General features: G+C 56.0%; 21 protein-coding genes and 1 tRNA gene. 15 read left to right on the plus strand and 7 right to left on the minus strand.

Annotation, left to right across the window (positions count from 1 at the left end):
- Nucleotides 1–13 precede the first annotated feature (13 nt).
- A complete protein-coding gene (gene secF / locus KP705_RS05550) occupies nt 14–958 on the minus strand; it encodes a protein translocase subunit SecF (protein WP_046901532.1) in 945 nt (314 codons plus the stop codon).
- 5 nt (nt 959–963) lie between these two features.
- A complete protein-coding gene (gene secD, locus KP705_RS05555) occupies nt 964–2,505 on the minus strand; it encodes a protein translocase subunit SecD (protein WP_046902067.1) in 1,542 nt (513 codons plus the stop codon).
- Nucleotides 2,506–2,656: 151 nt separating this feature from the next.
- On the opposite strand from secD, the gene KP705_RS05560 reads away from it, so the two are divergent.
- Nucleotides 2,657–3,652: a Gfo/Idh/MocA family protein gene (locus tag KP705_RS05560; protein WP_046902066.1), complete on the plus strand. Its 996-nt coding sequence runs from the start codon at nt 2,657–2,659 to the stop codon at nt 3,650–3,652.
- 12 nt (nt 3,653–3,664) lie between these two features.
- On the opposite strand, the gene KP705_RS05565 is transcribed toward KP705_RS05560, so the two are convergent.
- Entirely contained in the window at nt 3,665–5,476 is a 1,812-nt protein-coding gene (locus KP705_RS05565; protein ID WP_046901531.1) for an ABC-F family ATP-binding cassette domain-containing protein, read from the minus strand.
- A 58-nt stretch (nt 5,477–5,534) separates the two neighbouring features.
- A complete protein-coding gene (locus KP705_RS05570; RefSeq protein ID WP_046901530.1) occupies nt 5,535–6,266 on the minus strand; it encodes a response regulator in 732 nt (243 codons plus the stop codon).
- 232 nt (nt 6,267–6,498) lie between these two features.
- Between KP705_RS05570 and KP705_RS05575 the strand changes: the two genes are divergently transcribed.
- The 8 genes from KP705_RS05575 to recQ all read left to right on the plus strand — a co-directional run bounded on the left by KP705_RS05575 (nt 6,499) and on the right by recQ (nt 15,721).
- On the plus strand, nt 6,499–6,975 hold the full coding sequence (locus KP705_RS05575) for a sigma-70 family RNA polymerase sigma factor (protein ID WP_232309066.1): 477 nt from the start codon (nt 6,499–6,501) through the stop codon (nt 6,973–6,975).
- A 114-nt stretch (nt 6,976–7,089) separates the two neighbouring features.
- Nucleotides 7,090–7,665 carry a sigma-70 family RNA polymerase sigma factor gene (locus tag KP705_RS05580; protein ID WP_046901528.1) on the plus strand — a complete coding sequence of 192 codons (576 nt, stop codon included), beginning with the start codon at nt 7,090–7,092 and terminating at the stop codon, nt 7,663–7,665.
- A 208-nt stretch (nt 7,666–7,873) separates the two neighbouring features.
- Nucleotides 7,874–8,047, plus strand: coding sequence for a NepR family anti-sigma factor (locus KP705_RS05585; RefSeq protein WP_160298815.1), 174 nt, complete (start codon nt 7,874–7,876; stop codon nt 8,045–8,047).
- Between the two features lie 91 nt (nt 8,048–8,138).
- Entirely contained in the window at nt 8,139–9,944 is a 1,806-nt protein-coding gene (locus KP705_RS05590; protein WP_235271804.1) for a sensor histidine kinase, read from the plus strand.
- Nucleotides 9,945–10,028: 84 nt separating this feature from the next.
- The gene (cydD, locus tag KP705_RS05595) at nt 10,029–11,720 is read left to right on the plus strand and encodes a thiol reductant ABC exporter subunit CydD (protein ID WP_046901526.1); all 1,692 of its coding nucleotides are present in this window, start codon (nt 10,029–10,031) and stop codon (nt 11,718–11,720) included.
- On the plus strand, nt 11,717–13,390 hold the full coding sequence (gene cydC / locus KP705_RS05600) for a thiol reductant ABC exporter subunit CydC (RefSeq protein WP_046901525.1): 1,674 nt from the start codon (nt 11,717–11,719) through the stop codon (nt 13,388–13,390). Before cydD ends, cydC begins: the two co-directional genes overlap by 4 nt.
- A 59-nt stretch (nt 13,391–13,449) precedes the next feature.
- Complete coding sequence (locus tag KP705_RS05605; RefSeq protein WP_046901524.1) at nt 13,450–13,857, plus strand: OmpA family protein; 408 nt, start codon at nt 13,450–13,452, stop codon at nt 13,855–13,857.
- A gap of 13 nt (nt 13,858–13,870) precedes the next feature.
- Nucleotides 13,871–15,721 carry a DNA helicase RecQ gene (gene recQ, locus KP705_RS05610; protein WP_046901523.1) on the plus strand — a complete coding sequence of 617 codons (1,851 nt, stop codon included), beginning with the start codon at nt 13,871–13,873 and terminating at the stop codon, nt 15,719–15,721.
- A 15-nt stretch (nt 15,722–15,736) separates the two neighbouring features.
- On the opposite strand, the gene KP705_RS05615 is transcribed toward recQ, so the two are convergent.
- A complete protein-coding gene (locus KP705_RS05615) occupies nt 15,737–16,204 on the minus strand; it encodes a copper chaperone PCu(A)C (protein ID WP_202207421.1) in 468 nt (155 codons plus the stop codon).
- Nucleotides 16,205–16,311: 107 nt separating this feature from the next.
- On the opposite strand from KP705_RS05615, the gene nrdR reads away from it, so the two are divergent.
- From nrdR to thiL, 3 genes are read left to right on the plus strand one after another with little or no spacing between them, the layout of a single operon-like run.
- On the plus strand, nt 16,312–16,815 hold the full coding sequence (gene nrdR, locus KP705_RS05620) for a transcriptional regulator NrdR (RefSeq protein ID WP_064273249.1): 504 nt from the start codon (nt 16,312–16,314) through the stop codon (nt 16,813–16,815).
- A complete protein-coding gene (gene nusB / locus KP705_RS05625; protein ID WP_046901521.1) occupies nt 16,812–17,294 on the plus strand; it encodes a transcription antitermination factor NusB in 483 nt (160 codons plus the stop codon). The genes nrdR and nusB overlap by 4 nt, the downstream gene beginning before the upstream one ends.
- Nucleotides 17,295–17,297: 3 nt before the next feature.
- Nucleotides 17,298–18,245 (plus strand): thiamine-phosphate kinase, encoded by a 948-nt coding sequence (thiL, locus tag KP705_RS05630; protein ID WP_215764159.1) that lies wholly within the window; start codon nt 17,298–17,300, stop codon nt 18,243–18,245.
- A 21-nt stretch (nt 18,246–18,266) separates the two neighbouring features.
- Here thiL and KP705_RS05635 read toward each other — a convergent pair whose 3' ends face one another.
- Entirely contained in the window at nt 18,267–19,436 is a 1,170-nt protein-coding gene (locus tag KP705_RS05635) for a hypothetical protein (protein ID WP_215764160.1), read from the minus strand.
- 150 nt (nt 19,437–19,586) lie between these two features.
- Between KP705_RS05635 and KP705_RS05640 the strand changes: the two genes are divergently transcribed.
- Together KP705_RS05640 and glk are read left to right on the plus strand one after the other, a co-directional pair.
- Nucleotides 19,587–20,390, plus strand: a complete 804-nt coding sequence (locus KP705_RS05640; protein WP_064273466.1) for an SDR family oxidoreductase — start codon at nt 19,587–19,589, stop codon at nt 20,388–20,390.
- 93 nt (nt 20,391–20,483) lie between these two features.
- A complete protein-coding gene (glk, locus tag KP705_RS05645; protein WP_046901518.1) occupies nt 20,484–21,452 on the plus strand; it encodes a glucokinase in 969 nt (322 codons plus the stop codon).
- Nucleotides 21,453–21,602: 150 nt separating this feature from the next.
- Here glk and KP705_RS05650 read toward each other — a convergent pair.
- Nucleotides 21,603–21,676 (minus strand) — tRNA-Cys (locus tag KP705_RS05650).
- Between the two features lie 153 nt (nt 21,677–21,829).
- Between KP705_RS05650 and KP705_RS05655 the strand changes: the two genes are divergently transcribed.
- Nucleotides 21,830–23,287, plus strand: coding sequence for a TolC family outer membrane protein (locus KP705_RS05655; protein WP_046902063.1), 1,458 nt, complete (start codon nt 21,830–21,832; stop codon nt 23,285–23,287).
- Nucleotides 23,288–23,315 lie beyond the last annotated feature (28 nt).

The raw sequence follows: 23,315 nt of genomic DNA on the forward strand, positions 1-23,315 counted from the left end.
GGACTTCAGAGCGTCATTCCGTATCGGAGGAAGGAGTTTTCCGAAGTCGCTTTTCACCCATCAAAAGCAGCAGGGGAGCAGCGATGAAGATGGAAGATGATGTTCCAACAACGATACCGAACAGCATAACCGTTGCGAACCCGGTCAGCGTGCTGCCACCGAACAAAGCCAGCGGCAGGGCCGCCAGAAAGACGGTCATGGAGGTACCGAGCGTACGATTCAGAGTCTCATTGATGGAGAGATCCAGAAGCTCTCGCAGCGGCATTGTACGGTATTTGCGAAGATTTTCACGGATACGATCATAAACAACCACCTTGTCATTGGTGGAATATCCGAGGATCGTCAGCAACGCGGCAACCATCACCAGATCAAACTCAAAACGCGTAATGGCGAGGAAGCCCACGGTTTTCGTCAGATCCAGAATAAGTGTCACCACAGCACTAATGGCGAACTCACGCTCAAAGCGGATCCAGATATAAGCCAGAATCATGGCCAGACTGAAACCAAGTGCCAACAGGCCATCCCGGAAAAGCTCGGAAGATACCGAAGCACCAACAGCATCCGCCCGCAGAACCTGCGTACCGGGTTCGGCCGCTGAGATGGCGGTCTTTACGCCATCGACAAGCTTCTGTGTCTGCGCTTCACGATCCGCACCTTCCGGCGCATTGATCGAGATGCGGACATCCCGCGGAGAACCGAAGGCCTGAACAGCATCCGGATGAATGCCGGCCTTTTCCAAAGCAGCGCGCAGCTTGCCAAAATCTGCGGCTCCCGGCGTCTGGGCTTCGACGATGATACCACCCCGGAAATCGAGGCCGAGTTTCAGGCCCGGCTCGAAAAACAGGATGACAGAAGCAATGGAGAGAACCGCCGAAACGATAAGCCCCATATGACGGCCGCGCATGAAGTTGATGCGCCGATCGTCACGGACAAAACGGAGAAGGGGACGTGACAGCATGACGTTCAGACCGGCAGTTCTTTGGGACGGGCAAGGGCATACCACCGCACGACAAGGAAGCGTGACAGCAGCAGGGTCGTGAAGAGGGTCGTCACGATGCCGATGGTAATCGTCAGGGCGAAGTTCCGCACGGGACCCGTGCCGAACACGAACAGCATGACATGCGCGAGAAACGCCGTCGCATTACTGTCAACGATTGTGCTGGTTGCGCGCTCGAAGCCAGCTTGCAGTGCCTGAAGCGGCGCACGCCCGCGTTTCACTTCTTCTCGGATGCGCTCATTGATGAGGATATTGGCATCCACAGCCATACCAAGCGTCAACAGCATACCCGCCATACCTGGCAGCGTCAGCGTCGCCTGGAAAAGAGACAGGATCGCTACCATCAGGATCAGGTTGGCCAACAGCGCAATATCCGCATACAGGCCGAAGCGACCGTAGAAGAGCACCATGAACACCACGACCAGGACAAATCCGGCCGCAAGGCTAAGAATGCCAGCGTGGATGGACGCAGCGCCCAGGCTCGGACCAATCGTGCGCTGCTCAATAACAGCCAACGGAGCGGGCAGCGCACCAGCACGCAGCAGAAGCGCAAGATCAGACGCACTGTGGGCATCAAAGCCACCTGTGATCTGACCACTCCCTGCCGTAATCGGATTAATAATGTTCGGCGCTTCGATAACCTTGTTATCAAGCACGATCGCAAACCGCTTACCCACGTTGGCGCGGGTCGTATTGGCAAAAGCCGTTGCACCAGCGCTATTGAGCTGGAACGTCACGGCCCAGCCACCGCTCTGCTGATCGATCACCGCACCTGCGTTCGTCAGATCCGTACCATCAACATCCACATGGTCCTGTACGGCAACCTGAGAATGGGTACTGATGTCTTCCAGCATCGCCGAACCGGGGCTGGCAACACTGGGGTTTGGCGCAAGCAAACGGAACGTCAGACGGGCAGTTGTTCCCAGAAGAGTCTTGATCCGCTCGGGATCACTGACACCAGGCAGTTCCACCACGATCCGGTCATCGCCCTCACGGGCGATACTCGGATCAATCGCACCCGTGGCATCAATACGGCGGCGAACGATCTCAATGGACTGGGCAACAGCGTCCCGGGCACGCGCCAACATGGCATCATGCTGAAGCGTAAGCACGATGCGACCGTTGGCCTCAGTGACATGAAATTCATCAGGCACAACGACAGGAAGATCCTGCATCGTCTTCAGTGCAACAGCGCGCTCCGCATCTGAGCGTGGCTCAAAGCTCAGGCTGGCCGTCTGATCATCCTTCTGGAAGTCACGGTAACCGAGAGACTTGTCCAGAAGGGTCTGACGTGCCTGATCCTGCAAGGATTGCAGGCGGTCATGCTCCAGGGACTTCAGGTCAAGCTGCAGCAGCAGATATGAACCACCACGGAGATCAAGGCCAAGGTGGATCTGCCGCCAGGGCAGGGACTGCGTGGGGGCACGCATGAAATTGGGCAGACAGAACAGGAGGCCGATCAGGCAGATGCCTGCGACGCCCAGCAGTCTGAGCCGGCTATAATACATCATAACGGGTCGAGATGTCCTCGGCGGGTTTGGACGGTTCGAGTTTCTTGCGCGGGACCATGCCGCTTCCGCAATGCCGATGCAACCTTTCACCAACATTCCGCCCGTGACGGCTTTGCGAAGCCGTGATGGACTGGTAATCCTGTCACTCATGAACACTCGGCGACAGCTTCGGGTCGGCATCGTCGGTGCCGGTCACTTCGGGCGATTTCACGCCCTCAAATCAGCCGCAAATCCGGCTGAAAATCTGGTGGCGCTTTTCGACCCTGATCCGGCACGTGCAGCAACAGTCGCTCGTGAGGCACGTTGCGCCGTTGCAGAAACTTACGAGGCCCTGCTGAAGTCGGTTGAGGCTGTGATTATTGCGGCTCCAGCCGAACATCATTTCCGACTTGCCAGCGACGCCCTTAACGCGGACCGTCATGTTCTCGTTGAGAAGCCGATCGCAGCCACTTTGGATGAAGCTCGCAATCTGGCGGATCTCGCATCCCGGACGGGCAAAGTTCTTCAAGTGGGCCATCTGCTGCGCTACTCCGCAGAGCACCGGGCAATCACGGAGCGTATCGACAAGCCGCTCTATATCGAAGCCACACGCATCGCGCCTTTCAAGCCGAGAGGGACAGATGTGTCTGTCATTCTGGACCTGATGATCCATGACCTGGATCTGGTTCTTGCAATCGTAGACAGCCCAATTACGGACATCGATGCCATTGGCGCAGCCGTTTCAAGCGAGCACGAAGACATTGCGAATGCGCGGGTCCGATTTGAGAACGGATGCGTCGCCACAATCACAGCGAGCAGAATTTCCCTTAAAACAGAACGCCGTATGAGACTTTTCTCACAGGACGGTTACCTGTCAGCAGACTTCATGGAGCGCAAACTCAGCTTCATTGGCAGAGAACGTGGCCTCCCTCTACCGGGAACCGGAGGCTTCAAACGCGAAGCCATCAGCTGGCATGACCACGACAACCTTGCCGTAGAGCACGAAGCTTTTGCTGAATCATGCCTTAACGGCGCACCAGTGCTGGTTGATGCTCAAGCGGGAATCAGAGCGCTCGATGCGGCAATCCGTGTCACCGAAAGCATCCATGCGTCTCGCAAGGCCATGGAGCTCTCAGGCCTTATCCCGGTAGCAGATAAGGCCTGAAAACCTTATTTTTTACTGGCTTTCCAGCTCTTCTTTTTTGGCTTCCAGTTCAAGCCATTGCTCTTCGGCGTCAGTCAATTCACGCTCTGCCGCCTGAAGAGCATCACTGATCTTGGTGAATTTTGCTGGGTCCTTGCTGTAAAGCACGGGGTCAGACAATGCCTCGCGATACGTGACAATAGCCTTTTCCAGCTTAGTCATTTTGCCAGGAAGAAGGTCAAGGGTCCGCTTGTCATTATAACTAAGCTTCGTCTGCTTCTTTTCTGATTTTACAGTATTTTTTGATACAAGATCATTCTCACCCCGATCTTCTGAATGACGCTCAGCAGGAGCTTCACCGCGCCTCTGAACCAGCATGTCCGAGTAGCCGCCGGCGTACTCAATCCATTGCCCATCACCCTCGGATACGAGAACAGAGCCTGCTACACGATCAAGAAAATCACGATCATGGCTGACCAGAAGAACGGTCCCCGCATAGTCCGCCAGCATTTCCTGCAACAGATCCAACGTTTCCAGATCAAGGTCATTGGTAGGCTCATCGAGCACCATCAAGCTGGATGGCTTGGCCAGTGCGCACGCAAGAGCAAGACGCCCGCGCTCTCCACCAGATAATTTTCCAACGGGCGTACGTGCCTGTTCCGGACGGAACATGAAGTCCTTCATATATCCGATAACGTGACGCTTCTCATTCCCGACCTGAACCATATCCCCACTGCCGCCTGTAAGGGTGTCAGAAAGGCTTTTGGCAGGGTCCAGACTTTCACGCTGCTGATCCAGCGTCACCATGGCAACAGACGGTCCGATATAAACAGATCCTTCCTGCGGAGGCATGCGACCGGTCAGAAGACGAATAAGAGTGGTCTTTCCTGCACCATTGGCGCCAACCAACCCCAACCGGTCTCCGCGCAGAATCTTGAGATCGAGATTTTTTACAATCGTGCGATCCCCATACGCCCACCCCAGGCTTTCCGTACCGACCGTAATCTTGCCGCCGCCATCTGCTTCTGTCGCAGACATACGCAGCGTGCTGGTGCCGCGCGCGGAGATTTCTCGACGGTTATTCCTCAAGGACGCCAGTTCCGCGACACGACGGACGTTGCGCTTCCGGCGTGCTGTCACACCATACCGCATCCAATCCTCTTCCCGGGCAATCTGACGGTCCAGCTTGTGAGCATCACGTTCTTCCTGCTCCAGCACTTCATCCCGCCAAGTCTCATAGCGCGAAAAGCCCTGATCCAGACGCCGCGTCTTGCCCTGCTCAAGCCACACCACACTCCGGGATAGCGTCTCAAGGAGGCGTCGATCATGGCTGATGACAATCATGGCGCAGCGCGATGAGGCCAGCTCTTTTTCCAGCCATGTAATCGTCGGAAGATCCAGATGGTTTGTCGGCTCGTCCAGCAGCAGAAGATCTGGCTCCGCGGCCAAAGCACGGGCGAGGGCGCAGCGGCGAACCTCGCCACCAGATAACCGTTCGCACCCTTCGTCACCCGTCATACCAAGTTCAGCGAGCATGGATCTGGCCCGATAGTGCTCCGTCTCATCCAGCCCATCTGCGACATAATCAAAGGTGGAGGAGTAGGCCGTCAGATCAGGCTCCTGCGCAAGGTAGTGCACCTTGACGCCCGGCTGTACAAACCGGGTCCCGTCGTCAGCAACAATGTCGCCAGCCGCTATTTTGAGGAGTGTAGACTTACCGGAGCCATTCCGCCCCACAAGGCAGATGCGTTCGCCCGGAAGAACGCCGAGCTCGGCGCCATCAAGGAGCGGGCGTCCGCCAAGAGTGTAAGTAATATTCTGAAGAAGAAGAATGGGTGCCGACATATCCCCTATGTGTCGCAGGGAACGTTTGCCCGCAAGGCACCCAAAGACGGATTTTCTCTCAGACGGACTTTATACCACCCGTGACGGCCTGATAGGTCGCCACAGCCAGCGCCATCGGCTCGAATGGTTTCGTAATCACGAAGGAGGGCTCATGCGCTTCTCCGGTCAGCAAACGCTCCGGATAAGCCGTGACGAAAATCACAGGCGTGTCATGCGTTTTCAGAATACGCCCGACAGCGTGCATTCCATCACCGCCACCGCCGAGATTGATATCAGCCAGGATAAGGCCTGGCTTCGTCTCGGCAGCCAGCTTCACGGCGTCAGCCTCCGTATAAGCAACGCCTGCGATTTTATGGCCACAGCGCTCCACCAGATCCTGAATATCCATGGCAATGATCGGCTCATCTTCAATGATAAGCACCGTCGTCTGTGCAATGCCCTGAAGAGCCTGTCGAGCCACAGCCAGATTTGCAGCGGCATCCTCTTCAGTAATGGAGAGAGCCCGAGCGGCCGACGACAGCGACTGCTCCTCAAGCGAGGTCAGAAGCATGAGAGCTCTTTGAACAAGAGTCATGTCTGGCCGATCAGCATTCTCCTTCGAGAACTCCTGCACGAGCTTGCCGTATAGTGCTAGCCGGGGAGGAAGGTCTGATTTCTCTGCTGCCAGAAAATCCTTCAGGGCACCGGCTACCAACCGGTCTCCCTGCGCCTGATCTCCAGCCAGGGCACGGGCAAAACGGCGAGCATAGGGTAGCGCCGCAATGAGTTCGTGACGTGACGTGTCAGCCATGGATCCTCAGCCTCTTGATATTGGACAGCCGCGCGGAAACCTTATGAAGGACTATCCGTTTGTGGCGATTGAATAATCATGACACGAGCGACCGGATACGCCTAGTGTCTGTCTGCATCCGCAGACTTCACCTTCCTGAAAGGACCTCCCTCTGACGGCACCTGTTTCCGAGCCTGAAACGGCTCCACAGGAGAAAAGAGGCGTTTCCTTTCATCAGGAACTCCTGAAGACCTTGCCAGACCTCCGTGGTTTCGCACGGTTCCTGACACGTGATGCTGTCGCAGCAGACGATCTGGTGCAGGACACAGTTGTTCGCGCACTCGCTGCGCAGACGCAGTTTCAGGCAGGAACTACGCTCAAGGCCTGGCTGTTCACGATTCAGAGAAATGCCTTCTACGAGCAGCGTAGACGATCTTCCCGTGAACAGGAGATCATGCAGAACGTCGAAATGGACATGCCCCTGTCGTCCGAAATTCCCTCCATGCAAAGTGCCCGAGATGCCGTAACGGATCTCGGAGAACTTATCTGGAAACTTCCGGACCTTCTGCGCGAAGCTATTATCCTCGTGGGCGCACAGGAGCTGTCTTATGAAGAAGCCGCCTGCATCTGCAATGTTCCATCGGGAACCATGAAAGCCCGCGTCTCACGAGCAAGAAGTCAGCTTTCCATGTTGGCCGAAGGAAAAAATCATCAGGAAATTACTCTCTAACTAACTGACAAATAATAATTTTTGAAAAATATCAAAAAAATTCCTTTCTGATGCAACGATCTTGGAACCCCGTTCATTGATCCCATGAAACAGGACGAAACCAGGAGTACTCCCATGACGTTCCATGATCAGGTCATCGCAATCCTACCGAAGCTGCGTGTGCAGGCCCTGTCCCTGACGCGCAACCGCGCTGCTGCGGAGGACCTTGTTCAGGACGCCGTGTGCAATGCTCTAGCCGCCCAGAACAGCTTCATTCCCGGCACGAATTTTTCAGCATGGATGCATCGTATCCTGCGTAACCGCTTCATCTCGGACCTGCGCAAGCGTCGTGAGACGACAGACATTGATGATGTGCCAGCATCAACATTCGCAAGCCCGGCAACCCATGAAGATCGCCTCGCTCTGAAGGATCTATCGCTGGCACTATCTCGCTTGCCGGCTGATCAGCGCGAGGCACTCGTCATGGTCGTTATTCAGGGCATGAGCTACGAGGCCCTGGCTGAAGCAACTGACTGCGCTGTTGGTACAGCTAAAAGTCGCGTTTTCCGCGCTCGCCGACAGCTTGAAGCATGGATGACAGGTGATATGCCGAGCAACGACAAGCTGCGCGTGAAGGTAAAAGCCCTTCGTGATGCCATCGATGTGCGCCATCGTGCCGGACAGTCAGCAGACGATCTACTTTTCTCGTAAGCCCGGATTGAACTTTTCGCCTCTCGGAGACGTTCGTATTTCGCCCATTTCGGAATTGAAGCGATTGCGGTAACTGAGCCGTTTTTGTAAACAGTTCTTTACCGCCGTGCAGGTCTGTAGCTTTCGAACAGCCTCAGAACCGCACGGCGATCTGCAGGGAGCAGAGGCGATTATTCTGCGTTGTCACAGAGAGGCTCAGGACTAGACAATGACCGGAGGAGACAAGTCCCAATCCTCATCCGGAAAATCCAAAGGTGATGATCAGGATTCTCCCTTTGGTATCTGGCTGAGCCGCGGACTTCATCAGCTCTTTGACGATGTTGCGAGCGAACCTATCCCTGAAGAGCTTTTGAAGCTGATCGAAGAAGACCGGAAAAAGTGATTGCACAGGAAGCCCGGCCTGAGATCCTGGGCAGCAGGTCATAAAGGGTCTCATCATTCCTTATCGCAGAATGGTTTTTCGCAGCGTTCGCATGTTCGATACGGTAGGAGCCCGCGTTATGGCTCTGATCGTCGCGACAACGCTTCCTCTTGCGACAATTGCAGGTCTTCTGGCTTGGCATAGTTACCAGGAAAACGTTGGCAATGCTCTAGCCAGAACCGAACGGGACGCACAGGCGGCGCTTTCCGAATTATCAAGCGATCTGGACCAGACCCATAGCGTACTGGACATGCTGGCTGACAGGGACATCACCACAGAAACAGCTCTTCGTGAATTCGGCCTCGTCCAGACGATTTCCCAGCATCACTACTGCTCGCTAATGCTGACTGACGCCCAGGGGCGTCCGTCAGTTGTACTTCCTCCACCGTCGTCTCAAGACCCGGCTATCTGTCCATCTGGACAGCTTCTTACGACGCTAAACCAGAATGGTGCGCGCCCTAATATTGGTGTCGATGTCATCAAGGGAGGGCGCGGCCCACTCGTAAGATTTGTCGTTCCTTTAATGAATCAAGGCACGATCGCAGGCTATATCATCGCGGTCCGGACACTTGGTTGGCAGCGCAGCCACCTCCCTGTCGGAGATGGAAGACTTCTGCTTGGCGTCAATGACAACGCGAGAAACCTCCTCATGATGGGAGATGGGTCGATTTTTTCGCTTTTTCCAGATCGACCCAACATTCCGACGCTTCCCACGGCCGTGCATGATCGCCTGAAGAAAGATATTACGAATCATGCTTTGCATGACTCGTTTACGTTTCACGGAACAACTTACGTTCTGCAAAACGCCTATGGCCCAGTCAGCCTTCTTGTTGCTACCGAACGAACCCGCGAAGAAAGCCGGGCACTTAATATTTTCCTCATCCGCGTAGGTCTGATTGCGACGCTTCTGGTTCTCGAACTGTTGATCGTCGCGTGGGCTGCACGAACTTTCCTTGTAGAGCCGCTGGAAAGACTTGCCCTGGCCGTAGCGGACTGGCGGCGAGGGGCACCATTCGATCCGCGTATTAATCGATCTATCCCTTTAGAAATCCGCCATCTGGAGCGTGCCTTTCTAAGAGCAACGCGCCGACTTACGCGCCATGAACGCGCCCTTGAGAAGTCCGCTCATCATCAGGACATGCTCATCCGGGAAATTCATCATCGGGTTAAAAACAATCTTCAGGTCATTGCATCTCTCCTGAATCTTCAGGCCAGCCGCATTCGGTCCCATGAGGCCCGTGAAGAATTCAGGCTGGTGCGGGACAGGGTCCGCGCACTCGCCACGCTGCATCGTTATCTGTACTCTGAGAACGGCCTTTCCGCTCTGGATGTTCAGAGTTTTCTGGAAGAGCTGTGTTCAATCCTTTTCTCCGCCCACAGCATGAATACGCAGACACGCATTCGGCTGGAGCTGGACATCGAGCATGTCCTGATCTCACCCGATCAGGCCGTGCCCATTGCTCTGATCGTTACTGAAGTTGTCAGCAATGCTCTGCGTTACGCTTTTCCAGAAAATCGCTCGGGCGTCGTTCGCATTTCGCTTCACCGCGTCAAAAATCCACCTACCGACAAATCCGGGTTGGTAGAATTTGAACTCGGAGATGACGGGATTGGGCTTGAAGCATCACGCGCGACCGAATCACGGAACAGACGAGAAGGGATCGGCATTCAGTTGATCCGGGGATTTGCCCGCCAGATCAATGCGGATCTTCTCATCTCAAATGAGGACGGCACATGGTACAATATGAAGTTCGTACCCGCAGATCCGTCGCCAACAGCTGTCGCGATTGCCCATAAAGCAATCCACAGCGAAGAGTCGCCATCGTCCACAGGCTCCGATAGCCCGTCCGACTCCTGAAATAACCACTTAAAATCTAAATAAGCAGCAAGAAATGCGTCAAAGACTGTCTTGTGGCGACTTTGCGACCTATATGCAGGGATCATGAAGGCCGACAAGACAATCGCAAAAGCGTGGATAAAAGCTCAGGGGCGTGCCAGCCGTTCCCTGACCTCCGTTATAGTGATCCTCGGACTGCTCTCGACTCTCCTGGGTCTTCTGCAGGCATGGGCTCTGGCCCGGACACTTGCCGCCATTCTGACCGGACATCCGGGCAACGCCCCCCCGGCTATCGGAATGTTCATTGCCGTGAGCGTGATCCGCGTAGCCCTGACGGCAGGACAGGACATCAGAGCATCGTCCGCAAGTCTTTCGGCCCGCCGCCGACTTCGTTCTGAAATCATGGCCCGTATTATTGGCGAAGGTCCTGCGCTCCTGCGTCGGCAACACAGTTCGGCAATCGCCTCCACCCTTGTGGATCGCGTGGAAGCGCTGGATGGCTATTTCGCACGATGGCTCCCGGCATCTGCGCTGTGGCTCGTCTCACAATGGATCGTTGTTGCGGCAGTCTTCTGGCAGAACCATCGTGCAGGCATCATCCTCGCAATCTGCTGCGCGTCCCTTCCGGTCTTCCAAGCATTCTTCGGGATCGCCACTGCCGTTGCATCCCGCCGTCAGTTTCTGGCGATGACACGTCTGCAGACGCGCTTTCTGGACCGCGTAAAGGGAATTGCCACGATTGTCCTGTCTGGCAGCACGGAACGTGAAGCTCAGGCGCTGGCAGCAAGTGCTGATGATCTGCGCCTACGGACCATGAAGGTCCTGCGTATTGCCTTCATTGCATCCGCTACGACAGATATCGCCATGGTCGTAGCGCTGGTGTTGATCGTCATCACCCAGAGCCATAATCTTAGTAGCGCGACGCCTGAAATTGCCCTGACACGCGCCCTTTACGCCATTCTTCTTGTGCCAGAAGCATTCGCGTCTTTCCGGGCCTTGTCTGCGGCTTATCAGGATCGCGCCCATGCGACAGCAGCCGCCGAGGCTATGCACGAGTTGGCTGACCTTCCTGAAGAACTGTCGTCAACGCCCGCACTTGCTGCTGTACAGAATGGCCGTGGCCTCACCGTGACTGCTGAAAACCTATCGTTTTCCTGGAACGAAGAACGTGGTCCCGTGATCGAAAATGTGAGTTTCACGCTCCCGGCCGGCGAGACATTGATTTTGGAAGGGCCATCGGGCGCGGGCAAGTCTACACTTTTCGAACTTCTTCTGGGTTTTGTAGACCCGACACAGGGCCGCATCCTTCTGGACGGCACAAACATGGCTACCCTGACGCCACGACAGATTTCATCCCGCATTAGCTGGATCGGTCAGAAACCGGTCCTTTTTGCAGGAACAATTCGTGAGAACATTCTTTTCGCTAAACCCGAGGCTTCCGAACAGGAGTTGCAGTCAGCCATTTCTCACGCAGCAATGGATAGCTATATCCCGCATCTTCCCGAAGGCTTGGAAACGCGGATCGGAGAAGGCGGGTTTGGTCTTTCAGGCGGACAGGCCCAGCGCATTGCGATTGCCAGAGCCTTTCTCAAGAACGCGCCGCTTCTGCTTCTGGATGAACCCACATCACATCTGGACCCGGCGACAGAGGCAGACATCCTGACCAGCCTTCATCGTCTGGCTGAGGGGCGAACAGTCGTCCTCTGTACACATTCTGCGCAAGCCCAGAAGTTCCATGGTCGCCACCTTGTTCTCAGCAAAGGTCGCGTTATCTCCTATACGGAGCAAGCAGCATGAGCGCTTCTCTTCAATCGCAGCGCCAGAAGAACAGCACGGCTCTCTCGCGTATTATCCGCGTCTGGAAGCCACATTACGGCCGTCTGATCACAGGCATTGTCATTGCAGAACTGGCTGTATGTTCCAGTCTGGCTCTCATGGGGCAGGCCGGTAGTCGCGTTGCGGCTGCAGCCGTAGGAGTTGCTGCTGGCTCGATGCTGTTACAGGCAGCCGGTGCCTCCCAGATCGTCCTGCGATATCTGGAACGCCTCTATACGCATGATGCGATGTTCCGCGCCCTGTCAGACCTGCGCGTGTGGTTCTATCGCCGTCTCGCAAAAGGCGCAGCAGCAGGCCTCGGCTTCCAACGCTCTGGAGATCTCCTGTCTCGTCTGGTCTCAGACGTCCAGACGCTCGACAACCTCTACCTGCGCATTCTGGTCCCGATGGCGTCTGCTGTTCTGACGCTGCCTGTTGCCGCGTTTGTCTGGCTTAAAGCTGGAACACTCCCCGGCTTGCTCACAACCGTACTATTCGCGGTCCTTGCTTTCGCCATGCCTTGGGTGGCAACCCGAGTGTCACGGCGTTTCGGCCCGGACATTCTTCACGCTGAGGCCGATCTGCGCGTAGCAGCTCTTGATCTGACGTCAGGTCTCCGGGAGGCTCGTGCTTTTGGCGCCGAAGACGTCCTTGCAAACGCGGTGACTGAACGCCAGGAAGCCCTGTTCTCTGCCCAGCGCAGACAGGCCATCCGCATGGCGCTGACAAATCTTGTGGCTGGCCTGGTCGCCAAGGCAGGTATCGCTATCATTCTCTGCGCAGTCGCAGGTCTGATTTTCCAGCAGGCCGCGCCAGTTGCTGGCATCGCAGCACTTTTTGTTGCCATCACCGCTCTGGAAGGCGTGACAGGCCTCTCTCGTGCAGGCCTTCTATATGGCCAGGTTTCGTACGCTGCTGAACGCATCATGGAAGTGGCGGAGAAGATCCCGACTGTCGCCGAGGGAACAACGCCGCTTCCATCTGGACGAGACATCAAAGTCGATAGGGTAACCTTTCGATGGACTCCGAATCGGGAACCAGTTTTTCGTGATCTCACCCTCTCTCTTCGGCAGGGCGAGCGCGCAGCGCTGATTGGCCCGTCAGGTGCTGGAAAATCCAGTCTTGCAGCGCTGATTCTGAAAGTTGTTGCGCCTGAAAACGGAGAAATTCGTCTGGGTGGCGAAAATATTGCCAATCTGAACAATGATGCTCTGCGCTCTCAGGTCGCGTGGCTCTCGCAGTCCAGCCACCTTTTTGATGATACGATCCGCAATAACCTTCTTCTCGGTCGCACCGACATTCCAGAAGCCGCACTCTGGAACGCTCTCGATCAGGCGAAAGTCGCGGATCTGGTGCACAGCCTTCCTGAAGGTCTGGATACATGGATTGGCGAAAGCGGATCGAAACTCTCCGGCGGGCAGGGGCGGCGCATAGCACTCGCCCGTGTCCTGCTGTCAGACGCCCCGATCCTGATCCTCGATGAACCAGCAACAGGCCTCGATGCAGATACCGAGAAGGCGTTCCTGGAGACCCTGAACAACGTTGCAGAAGGCCGCAGCGTTCTGCTGATTGCTCATCGCCTGACAGGCGTTGAAAGGCTGGATCGCATCTGGCGCCTTGAGAACGGACAGGTAGTTTCAAGCGCAGGTTGACCAGACTCTGCCGACAAGGCACCTAGGAGCCTCAATTCTTTCTCTCAGGACGTAACGCCATGGTTCGTATCCTTTCTTCCATCCGTATTGCGGCTCCGGCTTTCGTCCTGACCGCCGCTCTGGCCGGTTGTGCCGACCAGCCGACACGCGACAGCTACGTTGTTTTTTTCGACCGTGATTCCGTTTCACTGAGCCCGGTTGCTCAGGCTGTTGTCACAAAAGCAGCTACGGCAGCACGCAATGAGCACGCTCAGAGCATTCGCGTTTCCGGATCAGCTGGCATGAACGGTGATCCGGCCGTTCTTAAGGAACTTGCTGATAGCCGCGCGCAGGCCGTTGCAACACAGCTTGCCAATGACGGCGTGAATGGTGCGAAAATCGAGATCAAGCCAGAACCAGAGACAACCATCGACGCCTCCCACGTTGCGCTGCGTCGCGTCTCCATCACGATCACACCGGGTCTTTGAGCCGGAGCCCGGAGTGACGGAGGGACAAAACCACCCTGCGGCCAAACCGGGCCAATCTCCCGAACAGGTCCTCGCAGACGTGTTCGGGTTTCCAGGATTTCGCGGCCTTCAGGGAGAGGCCGTTGAAACTGTCATGCGGGGCGAAGACGTTCTCGTTTTGATGCCCACTGGTGGAGGAAAGAGCCTCTGCTATCAGGTTCCCGCATTATGTCGGGACGGCATGGGTCTCGTTATTTCTCCCCTGATTGCCCTGATGGACGATCAGGTAGCAGGTCTGAGGCAGCTGGGTATCCGTGCCGCAGCTCTTCATTCCGAGCTGGATGCTGAAGAGCGCGATGTCCTGCATCAGGATCTTCGCAATAATCAGATCGACATCCTGTACATTTCGCCGGAGCGGCTTTTACAGCCCGCGACCAGCAACTTTCTCTCCAAGCGCCGTATTTCCCTGATCGCGATTGACGAGGCTCACTGCGTTTCTGCATGGGGACACGAATTCCGACCGGAATATCGAGCCCTCGCATCGCTTCCTGAACTCTTCCCGAACGTCCCCCGTATTGCCCTGACCGCAACCGCTGACCCGCGCACACGCGACGATATCCTAAATGTTCTCGGGATGCCCGATGCACGCGTCCTGATGGCGAGCTTTCACAGGCCTAATCTTTTCATGGAAGCCCGCCCAAAGGGAGGCGAAAGCAAGCAGCTGACCGAGGCACTGGAAAGCCATCGGAGCGGTGCGGCCATCGTCTACTGTGGAAGCCGTAACAAGACCGAACGTGTAGCAACAATGCTGCGGGGCAAAGGCCTGACTGCGCTTCCGTTTCACGCAGGTCTGTCTCCCATTGAAAAACGCGCAACCCTCATGCGGTTCCGCTCTGGCGAGGACATGGTCATTGTTGCCACAGTAGCGTTCGGAATGGGCATTGATCGCCCGGACGTCCGCTGTGTTGTGCACCTGGACATGCCATCCTCTCCGGAAGCCTATTACCAGCAGATTGGACGGGCAGGGCGTGATGGTGAGAAGTCAGACACGCTCCTGCTTTATGGCGGTGAGGATATGGCTCGCGCGCGACACTGGCTGGAGCAGTCAAGCGCGCCTGACAACGAAAAGCGCGTCATGCAGTCCCGTCTGGAAAGCATGATTGCCCTCACGGAAACCACAGGCTGCCGGACACAAGCTCTTCTCGCCTGCTTTGGAGAAAATCTGTCCTCTCCCTGTGGCCATTGCGACAACTGCATCAATCCCGTGTCCACATTCGATGGCACCGAGGCCGCACAAAAAGTTTTGTCAGCCATTTATCGCACAGGGCAACGCCTTGGCGCCGTCCAGCTCACCAACGTCTTACGCGGCAAAACCAACGAAACCATCGAACGTCACGCCTATCAGCACCTTTCAGTATTTGGGATCGGAAAGAATCAGACGGAGAACTGGTGGCGTGCCGTGGTCAGACAGCTCATCGCGCGCGGTGCAATCCGGACGCACGGCGAACATGGAAGCCTTGCGCTTCAGAGCGAGATTGCGCGGCCAATCCTTCGTGGGGAAGAAAGGGTCTCTTTGCGACTGGACGCCAAACAGAGCCTTATTGCGCGGTCTCCGACCACCAATCCGGAAAACGACAGTCTTTCCGCAGAAGAAAAATCTGTTTTCGATGCCCTGCGGCAATGGCGCCTTTCAGAAGCGCGGGAGCAGGAAATTCCCCCCTACGTCATTTTCCACGATTCGGTTCTTCGGGACATCGCAAGAGAGCACCCCGTCAGCCATCAGGAACTCGGTAGTATCAAAGGGGTCGGGGCCTCGAAACTCGACCGGTACGGCGAATCGGTTCTGGCCGTTATCAAGGAGATCTCAGCCACCATCATGGCCTGAGATCTCCAAATCAGTTTATTTGGCCGCTTCGACCGTAAAACCGATCGTTATGCTGTCACCATCGAGGAACTCGAAGGTAAACGGTACTTTCTGTCCGATCTGAAGACCCTGCTGCACACCACCGCACAGCAGATGATAACCGGAAACCGGAAATATCATGTCTGAGTTATGGGGCAGGGCCAGATGCGAAAATAGATCGTTCGTAGCCTGCGTCTGCTCCTGGTTCGTGTGATGCGCAGTGATGGTGGAGCAGGCCGGTGACGTGATGCCCTTCAACAGATGATCACTGTCATCGTCATTGCGAATCGTAAAATACGCATTAGCCCGTGTATCGTCATGCTTCGACGGGGCAAGTGTTCCATCCAGAACGACAATTTTTTGGCGATTATGCTGTGCAACTGGCAGAGCGCCAGTTTCCTGCGCGAAAGCAGGAACAGCAGAGAGCGATAACAAGACAGCAAAAGCCGCAGATACCCGTTTCAACGATAGTCTCCCGGTAACGGACAGGCCCATTTGGGCCAGAACGGATGATCCGGTAAACTGCTCCTATTTTCCTGGCCCCGACAAGGCCCGAACGATCAGGACTGTTCATGCGTTGCCCTTTCTGCGGACACGACGACACTCAGGTAAAGGACAGCCGGTCCAGTGAAGACGGGACCGCGATCCGACGTCGGCGCGTCTGCTCGGTCTGCACACAGCGCTTTACAACCGTAGAGCGCGTCCAGCTTCGCGAGTTGAACGTTATCAAGGCAGATGGCCGGCGTGTCCCCTTCGATCGGGACAAGCTCAGCCGTTCGATCCGCGTAGCCTTGCGCAAACGCCCCGTTGAAGAAGAGCGGCAGGAACGCCTGGTCAATGGGCTCGTCCGGCAGCTTGAAGCGTCCGGAGAGCAGGATATTTCTTCACATCGTATCGGCGAACTTGCGATGGACGCATTGCGCGAGGTGGACGGTGTGGCTTATGTCCGCTTCGCCAGCGTTTATCGCGACTTCCGCGAGGTCGAGGCTTTCTCGAAGATCCTCGCCGACATGAACCCCATAACCGGGGACGCAGATGCGTCCTCCGGAAAAAACGACTCCCAGGAGACACCATGACCGCATCAGACGCGCCCAACAGCCGCCCAACGCGCCGCAGCCGGACCATTGCCCGTGTTGCAGCCGTTCAGGCTCTGTTCCAGTGCGAACAGTCCGGCGACAATGCGGAGACCGTTCTCGGCCAGTTTCTCCGTCACCGCCGCGTCAGCCCGACAGCATCCTTCGAAGACGGCCACATTCCTGATGCCGACCTGACTCTGATGCAGGAAATTGTTCGTGGCGTAACGCTCGATCAGGACAAGATCGACCACACGTTAAGCGATCTGCTTCCCGAGCAGTGGCCAATGACGCGCCTCGATCCCGTTCTTCGCGGACTGCTCCGGGCTGCAACGTTCGAAATCGCTGACACCGATACGCCCGACCGCATCGTAATCAATGAATATATGGACGTTGCGCACGGCTTTTTCTTCGGGGATGAGCCAAAGATGGTGAATGGCATTCTTGATGCCGTTAGCCGGCGCAACGAAAGCAACACCTGAAGCATGTCGGGCGAATTCAGTTTCATCGCCCGACATTTCCGGCCGCTCGCGGGCCCGGAAAGTCTCGACCTTCGAGACGACTGCGCGCTGATCTCTTGCCCCTCGGGGCAGGAGATGGCCATTTCTACCGACACGATGGTCGAGAACGTCCATTTTCTGACGGAAGATCCCCCTGAAACAGTGGGGCGCAAGCTTCTTCGCTGCAATCTTTCAGATCTCGCTGCCATGGGCGCAGAGCCTTATGCCTACACCCTGAACGTCACCATCCCACACGCATCTCGCTACGATGATGTATGGTTCAGTGCGTTTGCTGCGGGCCTGGCGGAGGATCAGAAGCTCTATGGCGTAACGCTGCTTGGGGGAGACACAACCTCGACGGCGGGTCCACTTGTTCTGTCAGCAACAGTTTTTGGACGACTGAAAAAAGGTACTGCTCTTCGCCGGAGCGGAGCCAAAGACGGTGACAGCCTGTGGGTTACCGGAACAATCGGCGATGCCGCGCTTGGCCTGTTAGCCCTTCAAGGGAAAATTTCTGATCCAACAGGTTTCCTGTCAGAGCGATACCGTTTGCCCCGCCCACGAACGGGTTTGAACCTGAATGGGCTTGTGCATGCGGCGATGGATATTTCCGATGGCCTGATACAGGACTGCGGTCATATCGCGGCAGAGTCGGGGGTGGCCATAGATATTCTGGCAGACACAGTTCCGACGTCTTCGGCTGCCAACGCACTCGGGTCAGAATGGCTCGAACAACGTCTCACAGGCGGCGATGATTACGAGCTTCTCTTAACCTGTGCCCCTGAAAACGAGAGCATGTTGGTTCAGGCGTGCTCTCAAAGAAACGTGCCCGTCACTCGTATCGGGGCCATCCGCTCAGGAGCCGGAGTTCACGTTCTAAATGCAGAGGGACAGGTTATGGAAATACAAAGAAAAGGGTGGCAGCACTTCTAAAGCTGGCACCCCTTTCAGATCTCAATCCTGGATTGAGCGTTCGTACAGGCGATAACGCTTGTAAGGATGCGGAACCACAGCTTCCGCCAAATTCTTCATCCTCGTATCAGATTCCTGAATCCACCCAAGTTCTACCCAGGAGTAGGGTAGCGAGCGCCCGCGACGCAGAAGCTCCGAAATTGCCAGAGAGGGCAGGAGAGAGCCCAGCATCGTGCCCTGAAGCTTGCGCGTGACGCCCAACAGAATCACACGCGCAGAATGGAAGCGATGCAGTCCCAGACGGGCAGCAAGCTTGATCCAACCGAGCGGCGTAGGATCGCCACCGAGATCGCCTGCAATATCGTAGAGATTGGGAACAACCAGAGCCATGGCCACCGGCTCACCGTCCTGATCAATCTGAACATAGTGCTCGGGTCTCAGCAGCGGCTTGAGCTGATTGATCATCGCCTTCATTTCGTAGTCCTGCAAAGGCACGAAATTGTACTTCCCACTCCAGGCATCGTTGTAGAGCGTCCGCAGGACTTCACCTTGCGCTGCGATCTGCTTCTTGGAAAGACGCGTCACGGAGATAGATCCGAGACGACCTTCCCCAATTCTCAGATCCCCCGGAACGCGAAAATTGGCCCTGTTTTCTTCAGTCAGATCAAAACGATAGCTCAGAAGGTCTTCGCTTCGTTCGTAGCCAGCGCCTTCGACCAACTGCCCCAGAAGTTTGGGGTGCCAGGGCATCGCAATCATGAGTGGCTGATCCTGCCCCTCGATCATGAGCCCGGATTCACCATTCCCGCTCAGCGTAACCGGACCACGCACGCGATCCATCCCCTGGAGGCGAAGCCAGTGACGGGCAGCGCTCAGGAGGGCTGCAACAACGGACCCCTCTGGCACAGCATCCAGTGCGCCAAAAGACCCTGTTTTCTCACCCCAGAATTCAATCGCACGATGATCAACAATCGCAGCAATACGCCCGACAGGCGTCTCACCACGCCACGCCAGAAAGTAACGAATGCTGGCATGGCGGAAAATGGCAGCCTTCTTGGGGTTCAGAAGGTCATTCTGCTCCATATCCAGCGGTGGAACGAACCCGGGCATTCCAGCGTAAATACGGCGAGGCAGGGTAATAAAGAGCTTCAAATGTGCCCGCGTCGTAACCGGACGGACTACTAGATCATCTTGCGGAGCGGGCGATGTCATAGGGTCGGGCCTTGCACCTCTGGTTGAAAAATTTTTCAGAGCTAATGGAGTAATATGCCTTAACAGCACAGGGTCGCATTTTTTCGCACCGGAAGGCTATACCCTCCCATTACCAATCCGACCATGACTTTCAACCTGGATATTTCTCCCATGGCAACCTTTCCGCTTTCCAAACGCGGCCTTCAGTCACGAATTCTGATCACTGGAGCCTCCAGCGGCATCGGTGAAGCACTCGCACTTCATTACGCGCGGGCCGGAACACATCTTATTTTGTGGGGCCGTAACCAGTTGCGTCTGGATAAGGTCGCAGCACAGGCCCAACGCCACGGCGCCACGACAGAAACTCTCGCTCTTGATCTGTGTGACACAGACGCGGCCCTTGTTGCCTTACGAGAAGCCGACGACGTCAGCCCGATTGATATTCTCGTTCTCGGTGCAGGGCTGGGAGACATCCGCCCGGAAAATGAACTCACGGAACTCCCGGAGCAGGTAAAAACCATTTCACTTGTCAACTTCACGACGCCCGTGACCCTGGCCACCGAAATGGCACGGCGCATGGCTCCACGGGGTGGCGGGAATATCGCTCTCATCGGTTCTGTTGCTGCATTCCATGATCTTCCCGTCGCGACGGCCTATAGCGGCTCAAAAGCTGGTCTTGCCCGTTTCAGCACAGCGCTTCATGCCGCCATGACACCGCACAATGTTCATGTGACGCTTGTCTCTCCGGGATATGTCGATACGCCCATGAGCCAGCGCCTGGAAGGGGCTCGGCCGCTATTGGTGTCTTCCACCAAAGCAGCGCGCCTCATCGCACGCGCCATCGGGCAGGGACGGGCTCATCTTCTGTTTCCATGGCCCTTCGCTCTGGCCCGACTTCTGGAGATGCTGGTCCCGCGGCCAATCGTTCATCGCCTGCTGCGTTCCGCCGAAGTGCGACAACGTGCTGCAAATTAAGAAAAGCCGCCTCTCACTAACTTGACGGCATGCTGCCGGTAGGCGACTGCTTCCACATTCAACAGATGCCAGACAGGCCAGAGGATAGTTGTCATGAGGGAAATCGTTGCGGTCGATATCGGCGGCACCCATGCCCGTTTTGCAATCGCAAGCATCGAAAACGGAACCGTCGCTGAACTGGGTGAAGCCGTCACCCTGAAATGCGCGGAACACGCAAGCCTGGCTCTGGCCTGGGAAGCTTTTGGCAGGACACTGGACCGCCCTTTACCAAGGGAAGCCGGGATTGCCGTGGCTTGTCCGGTTACAGGTGAAATCCTGAAGATGACCAATAATCCCTGGGTCATTCATCCGACGCAGCTTGCCAGCCGTCTGCATCTCGACAACTTTGTTCTGGTCAACGATTTCGGTGCCGTGGCTCATGCGGTCGCCCAGGTTGATTCATCATACATGAGACATCTGTGCGGCCCTGATGTGGATCTGCCATCGCAGGGAACCATCACGATTGTCGGGCCGGGAACTGGCCTGGGGGCAGCCTGCCTCCTCCGTCGTGGAGAAAAATACTTTGTCATGGAGACCGAGGGCGGCCACCTCGACTACCCACCACTCGACGAAGTTGAAGACAACATCCTCAAGGCGCTCCGTCAGCGTTTCCGGCGCGTTTCAGCAGAACGCATCGTGTCTGGCCCCGGCCTGACCAACCTTTACGAAGTCATTGCTGAACAGCAGGGTCTACCCATTACGCTACGCGATAACAGAACGCTCTGGCAGAACGCCATGGAAGGTTCTGACACGATCGCAGCCGCAGCTCTGGAGCGCTTCTGTCTGAGCCTTGGTGCCGTTTCTGGTGATCTGGCACTGGCACACGGCGCCCATGCCGTTGTGATTGCCGGCGGCCTCGGACTGCGCTTGGCGAATATTCTCGGTGAATCCGGCTTCGCCGAACGTTTCGTCGCAAAAGGGCGCTTTGAGACCATGATGAGTGAAATGCCTGTCAAAATCATCACGCATCCCCAGCCTGGTCTCTTTGGGGCGGCCGCAGCCTATGCAGAGGCTCACTCCTAACAGACTGAGCAAGACGGCTGGCTGACGTGACGCGATATACAGGGCCAGCCGATCAAAAAAGCCAATGCTTTATTTGAAACTGTAAATCGAATTCCCTGACCTTTAGAACGTCAGGAAAAAACGGCTATTTTCTGCGGGGAAAAGTCTCTCTGGAGGTCCGGGCGGGAATCGAACCCACATTCGCGGATTTGCAGTCCGCTACATCACCATTCTGCCACCGGACCTCGGAGGAGACAGGGGCTATATCGTCTTTCAGGACATTTTGGTCAAGAGAGATATTTCAGCCTCGATGAGGATTTTTCTTCTGAGAGGGATCAGGCTATTAAGGGCTGATTCACGAAACGCTGCGATACAGTGTTCAGATGGCAGGATATCTCATGACTTCAGGATGCAACGGCACAAAGGCTCTATCTGGTCCCTTGGGACTGGGTCTTCTGAGCTTTCTCCTGAGCGGAACAGCCCTGGCTCAGAAGTATGACGGGAGCGGGTCCCCAACCTTCGTCCCACATACTTTGCAGGAAGCTCTTTCCACTGCCTATCTGACAAACCCCACACTTCGCGAGGAGCGTGCCCGCCTGCGTGCAACAGATGAGCAGGTTCCGACCGCAATGGCGGGCTGGCACCCAACCATCCAGACAACAATGAACCTGACCTACTACGACGGTCAGACCAACTATGCAGCCGGCAGCGGTAATCTGGGGACGAACCAGCGCTATCAGACCCCTGGATACAGCGGCGGTGTGAATATTACCCAGCCTTTGTATGAAGGCGGTAAAACTGTCGCAGGCATTCACGCAGCGACAAATCAGGTGATGGCTGAACGCGCCAAACTGATCTCGACAGAACAGACAGTCTTCACAAATGTCGTCAATGCCTATGTAGGCGTCGTTCAGGACGAGCAGCTTTTGCAGCTCGCCATCAATAACGAGCGCGTTCTCCAGCAGCAGGTTCAGGCTACGCAGGAACGCTTCCACGTCGGCGAAATTACCAGAACTGACGTCGCCCAGGCGCAAGCAGCTCTTGCAAGCGCAACAGCGCAGCGGCAGCAGGCGGAAGGAACTCTTCAGGGAGCACAGGCAACCTATATGCAGGTCGTGGGGATTGCCGCGCCTCCAAACATTGAAGCGCCCCAACCACTCAAGCTGCCCGTTCAAAGTGAGCGCGAAGTCGTTGCTCTTGCAGTCCAGAACAATCCGGACGTTGTGAATGCTCTCTTCACTGAAGCACAGCAGAAAGACAATGTGTCTGTACAGATCTCTGCGATCATGCCCAAGGTCTCCGCTGAGCTTGCTTACCAACACTCCATAAACCAGGGTTACAGCCGCTCTCTGACAGATAATAAATATGGAATGCTGGCCTTCCAGATTCCAATTTATCAGGGCGGCTCAGAATATTCTGCCATTCGCGGTGCGCGCCAGCAGGCACAGGCCGCCCATCGTGAAGTGGACGTACAACGCCGTACCGCCCTTCAGAAAGCTGCAGCCAGCTGGCAACAGATGGTTGCTTTCAAACAATCCATCGCCAGCGACCGCGTGGCCATTTCCGCCAACGTAATTGCGTTAGATGGTGTGGAACGCCAGGCTCTGGTCGGAACCAGCACGACACTGGCCGTTCTCCAGCAGCAACAAACACTCCTGCAGGCCCAGCAGACACTGGTTCAGCATCTGTCCAACCTGGTCATCTCCTCGTATGCGGTCGCAGCGTCGATCGGAAGACTGACGGCATCTGACCTTAAGCTGGGTGTCCCGCTCTACGATGAAAAAGCCTACTACAATGCGGTCAAAAACAGACTGTGGGGCACCAGCGACTACGCGATCAATCAGCCTGGACGCTAATGCTTTTCCTGTAATGCTCAAGATGCCC

The organism is Gluconobacter sp. P1D12_c (assembly GCF_018812105.1).
Lineage (GTDB): Bacteria > Pseudomonadota > Alphaproteobacteria > Acetobacterales > Acetobacteraceae > Gluconobacter > Gluconobacter oxydans_A.

Coding starts and splice junctions, on each gene's coding strand:
- secF (WP_046901532.1), bottom strand. CDS start 958: ATGCTGTCACGTCCCCTTCTCCGTTTTGTCCGTGACGATCGGCGCATC.
- KP705_RS05580 (WP_046901528.1), top strand. CDS start 7,090: ATGACGTTCCATGATCAGGTCATCGCAATCCTACCGAAGCTGCGTGTG.
- KP705_RS05605 (WP_046901524.1), top strand. CDS start 13,450: ATGGTTCGTATCCTTTCTTCCATCCGTATTGCGGCTCCGGCTTTCGTC.
- cydC (WP_046901525.1), top strand. CDS start 11,717: ATGAGCGCTTCTCTTCAATCGCAGCGCCAGAAGAACAGCACGGCTCTC.
- cydD (WP_046901526.1), top strand. CDS start 10,029: ATGAAGGCCGACAAGACAATCGCAAAAGCGTGGATAAAAGCTCAGGGG.
- KP705_RS05590 (WP_235271804.1), top strand. CDS start 8,139: ATGTTCGATACGGTAGGAGCCCGCGTTATGGCTCTGATCGTCGCGACA.
- KP705_RS05565 (WP_046901531.1), bottom strand. CDS start 5,476: ATGTCGGCACCCATTCTTCTTCTTCAGAATATTACTTACACTCTTGGC.
- KP705_RS05570 (WP_046901530.1), bottom strand. CDS start 6,266: ATGGCTGACACGTCACGTCACGAACTCATTGCGGCGCTACCCTATGCT.
- secD (WP_046902067.1), bottom strand. CDS start 2,505: ATGTATTATAGCCGGCTCAGACTGCTGGGCGTCGCAGGCATCTGCCTG.
- KP705_RS05640 (WP_064273466.1), top strand. CDS start 19,587: ATGGCAACCTTTCCGCTTTCCAAACGCGGCCTTCAGTCACGAATTCTG.
- KP705_RS05655 (WP_046902063.1), top strand. CDS start 21,830: ATGACTTCAGGATGCAACGGCACAAAGGCTCTATCTGGTCCCTTGGGA.
- KP705_RS05585 (WP_160298815.1), top strand. CDS start 7,874: ATGACCGGAGGAGACAAGTCCCAATCCTCATCCGGAAAATCCAAAGGT.
- KP705_RS05560 (WP_046902066.1), top strand. CDS start 2,657: ATGAACACTCGGCGACAGCTTCGGGTCGGCATCGTCGGTGCCGGTCAC.
- nrdR (WP_064273249.1), top strand. CDS start 16,312: ATGCGTTGCCCTTTCTGCGGACACGACGACACTCAGGTAAAGGACAGC.
- nusB (WP_046901521.1), top strand. CDS start 16,812: ATGACCGCATCAGACGCGCCCAACAGCCGCCCAACGCGCCGCAGCCGG.
- KP705_RS05635 (WP_215764160.1), bottom strand. CDS start 19,436: ATGACATCGCCCGCTCCGCAAGATGATCTAGTAGTCCGTCCGGTTACG.
- glk (WP_046901518.1), top strand. CDS start 20,484: ATGAGGGAAATCGTTGCGGTCGATATCGGCGGCACCCATGCCCGTTTT.
- thiL (WP_215764159.1), top strand. CDS start 17,298: ATGTCGGGCGAATTCAGTTTCATCGCCCGACATTTCCGGCCGCTCGCG.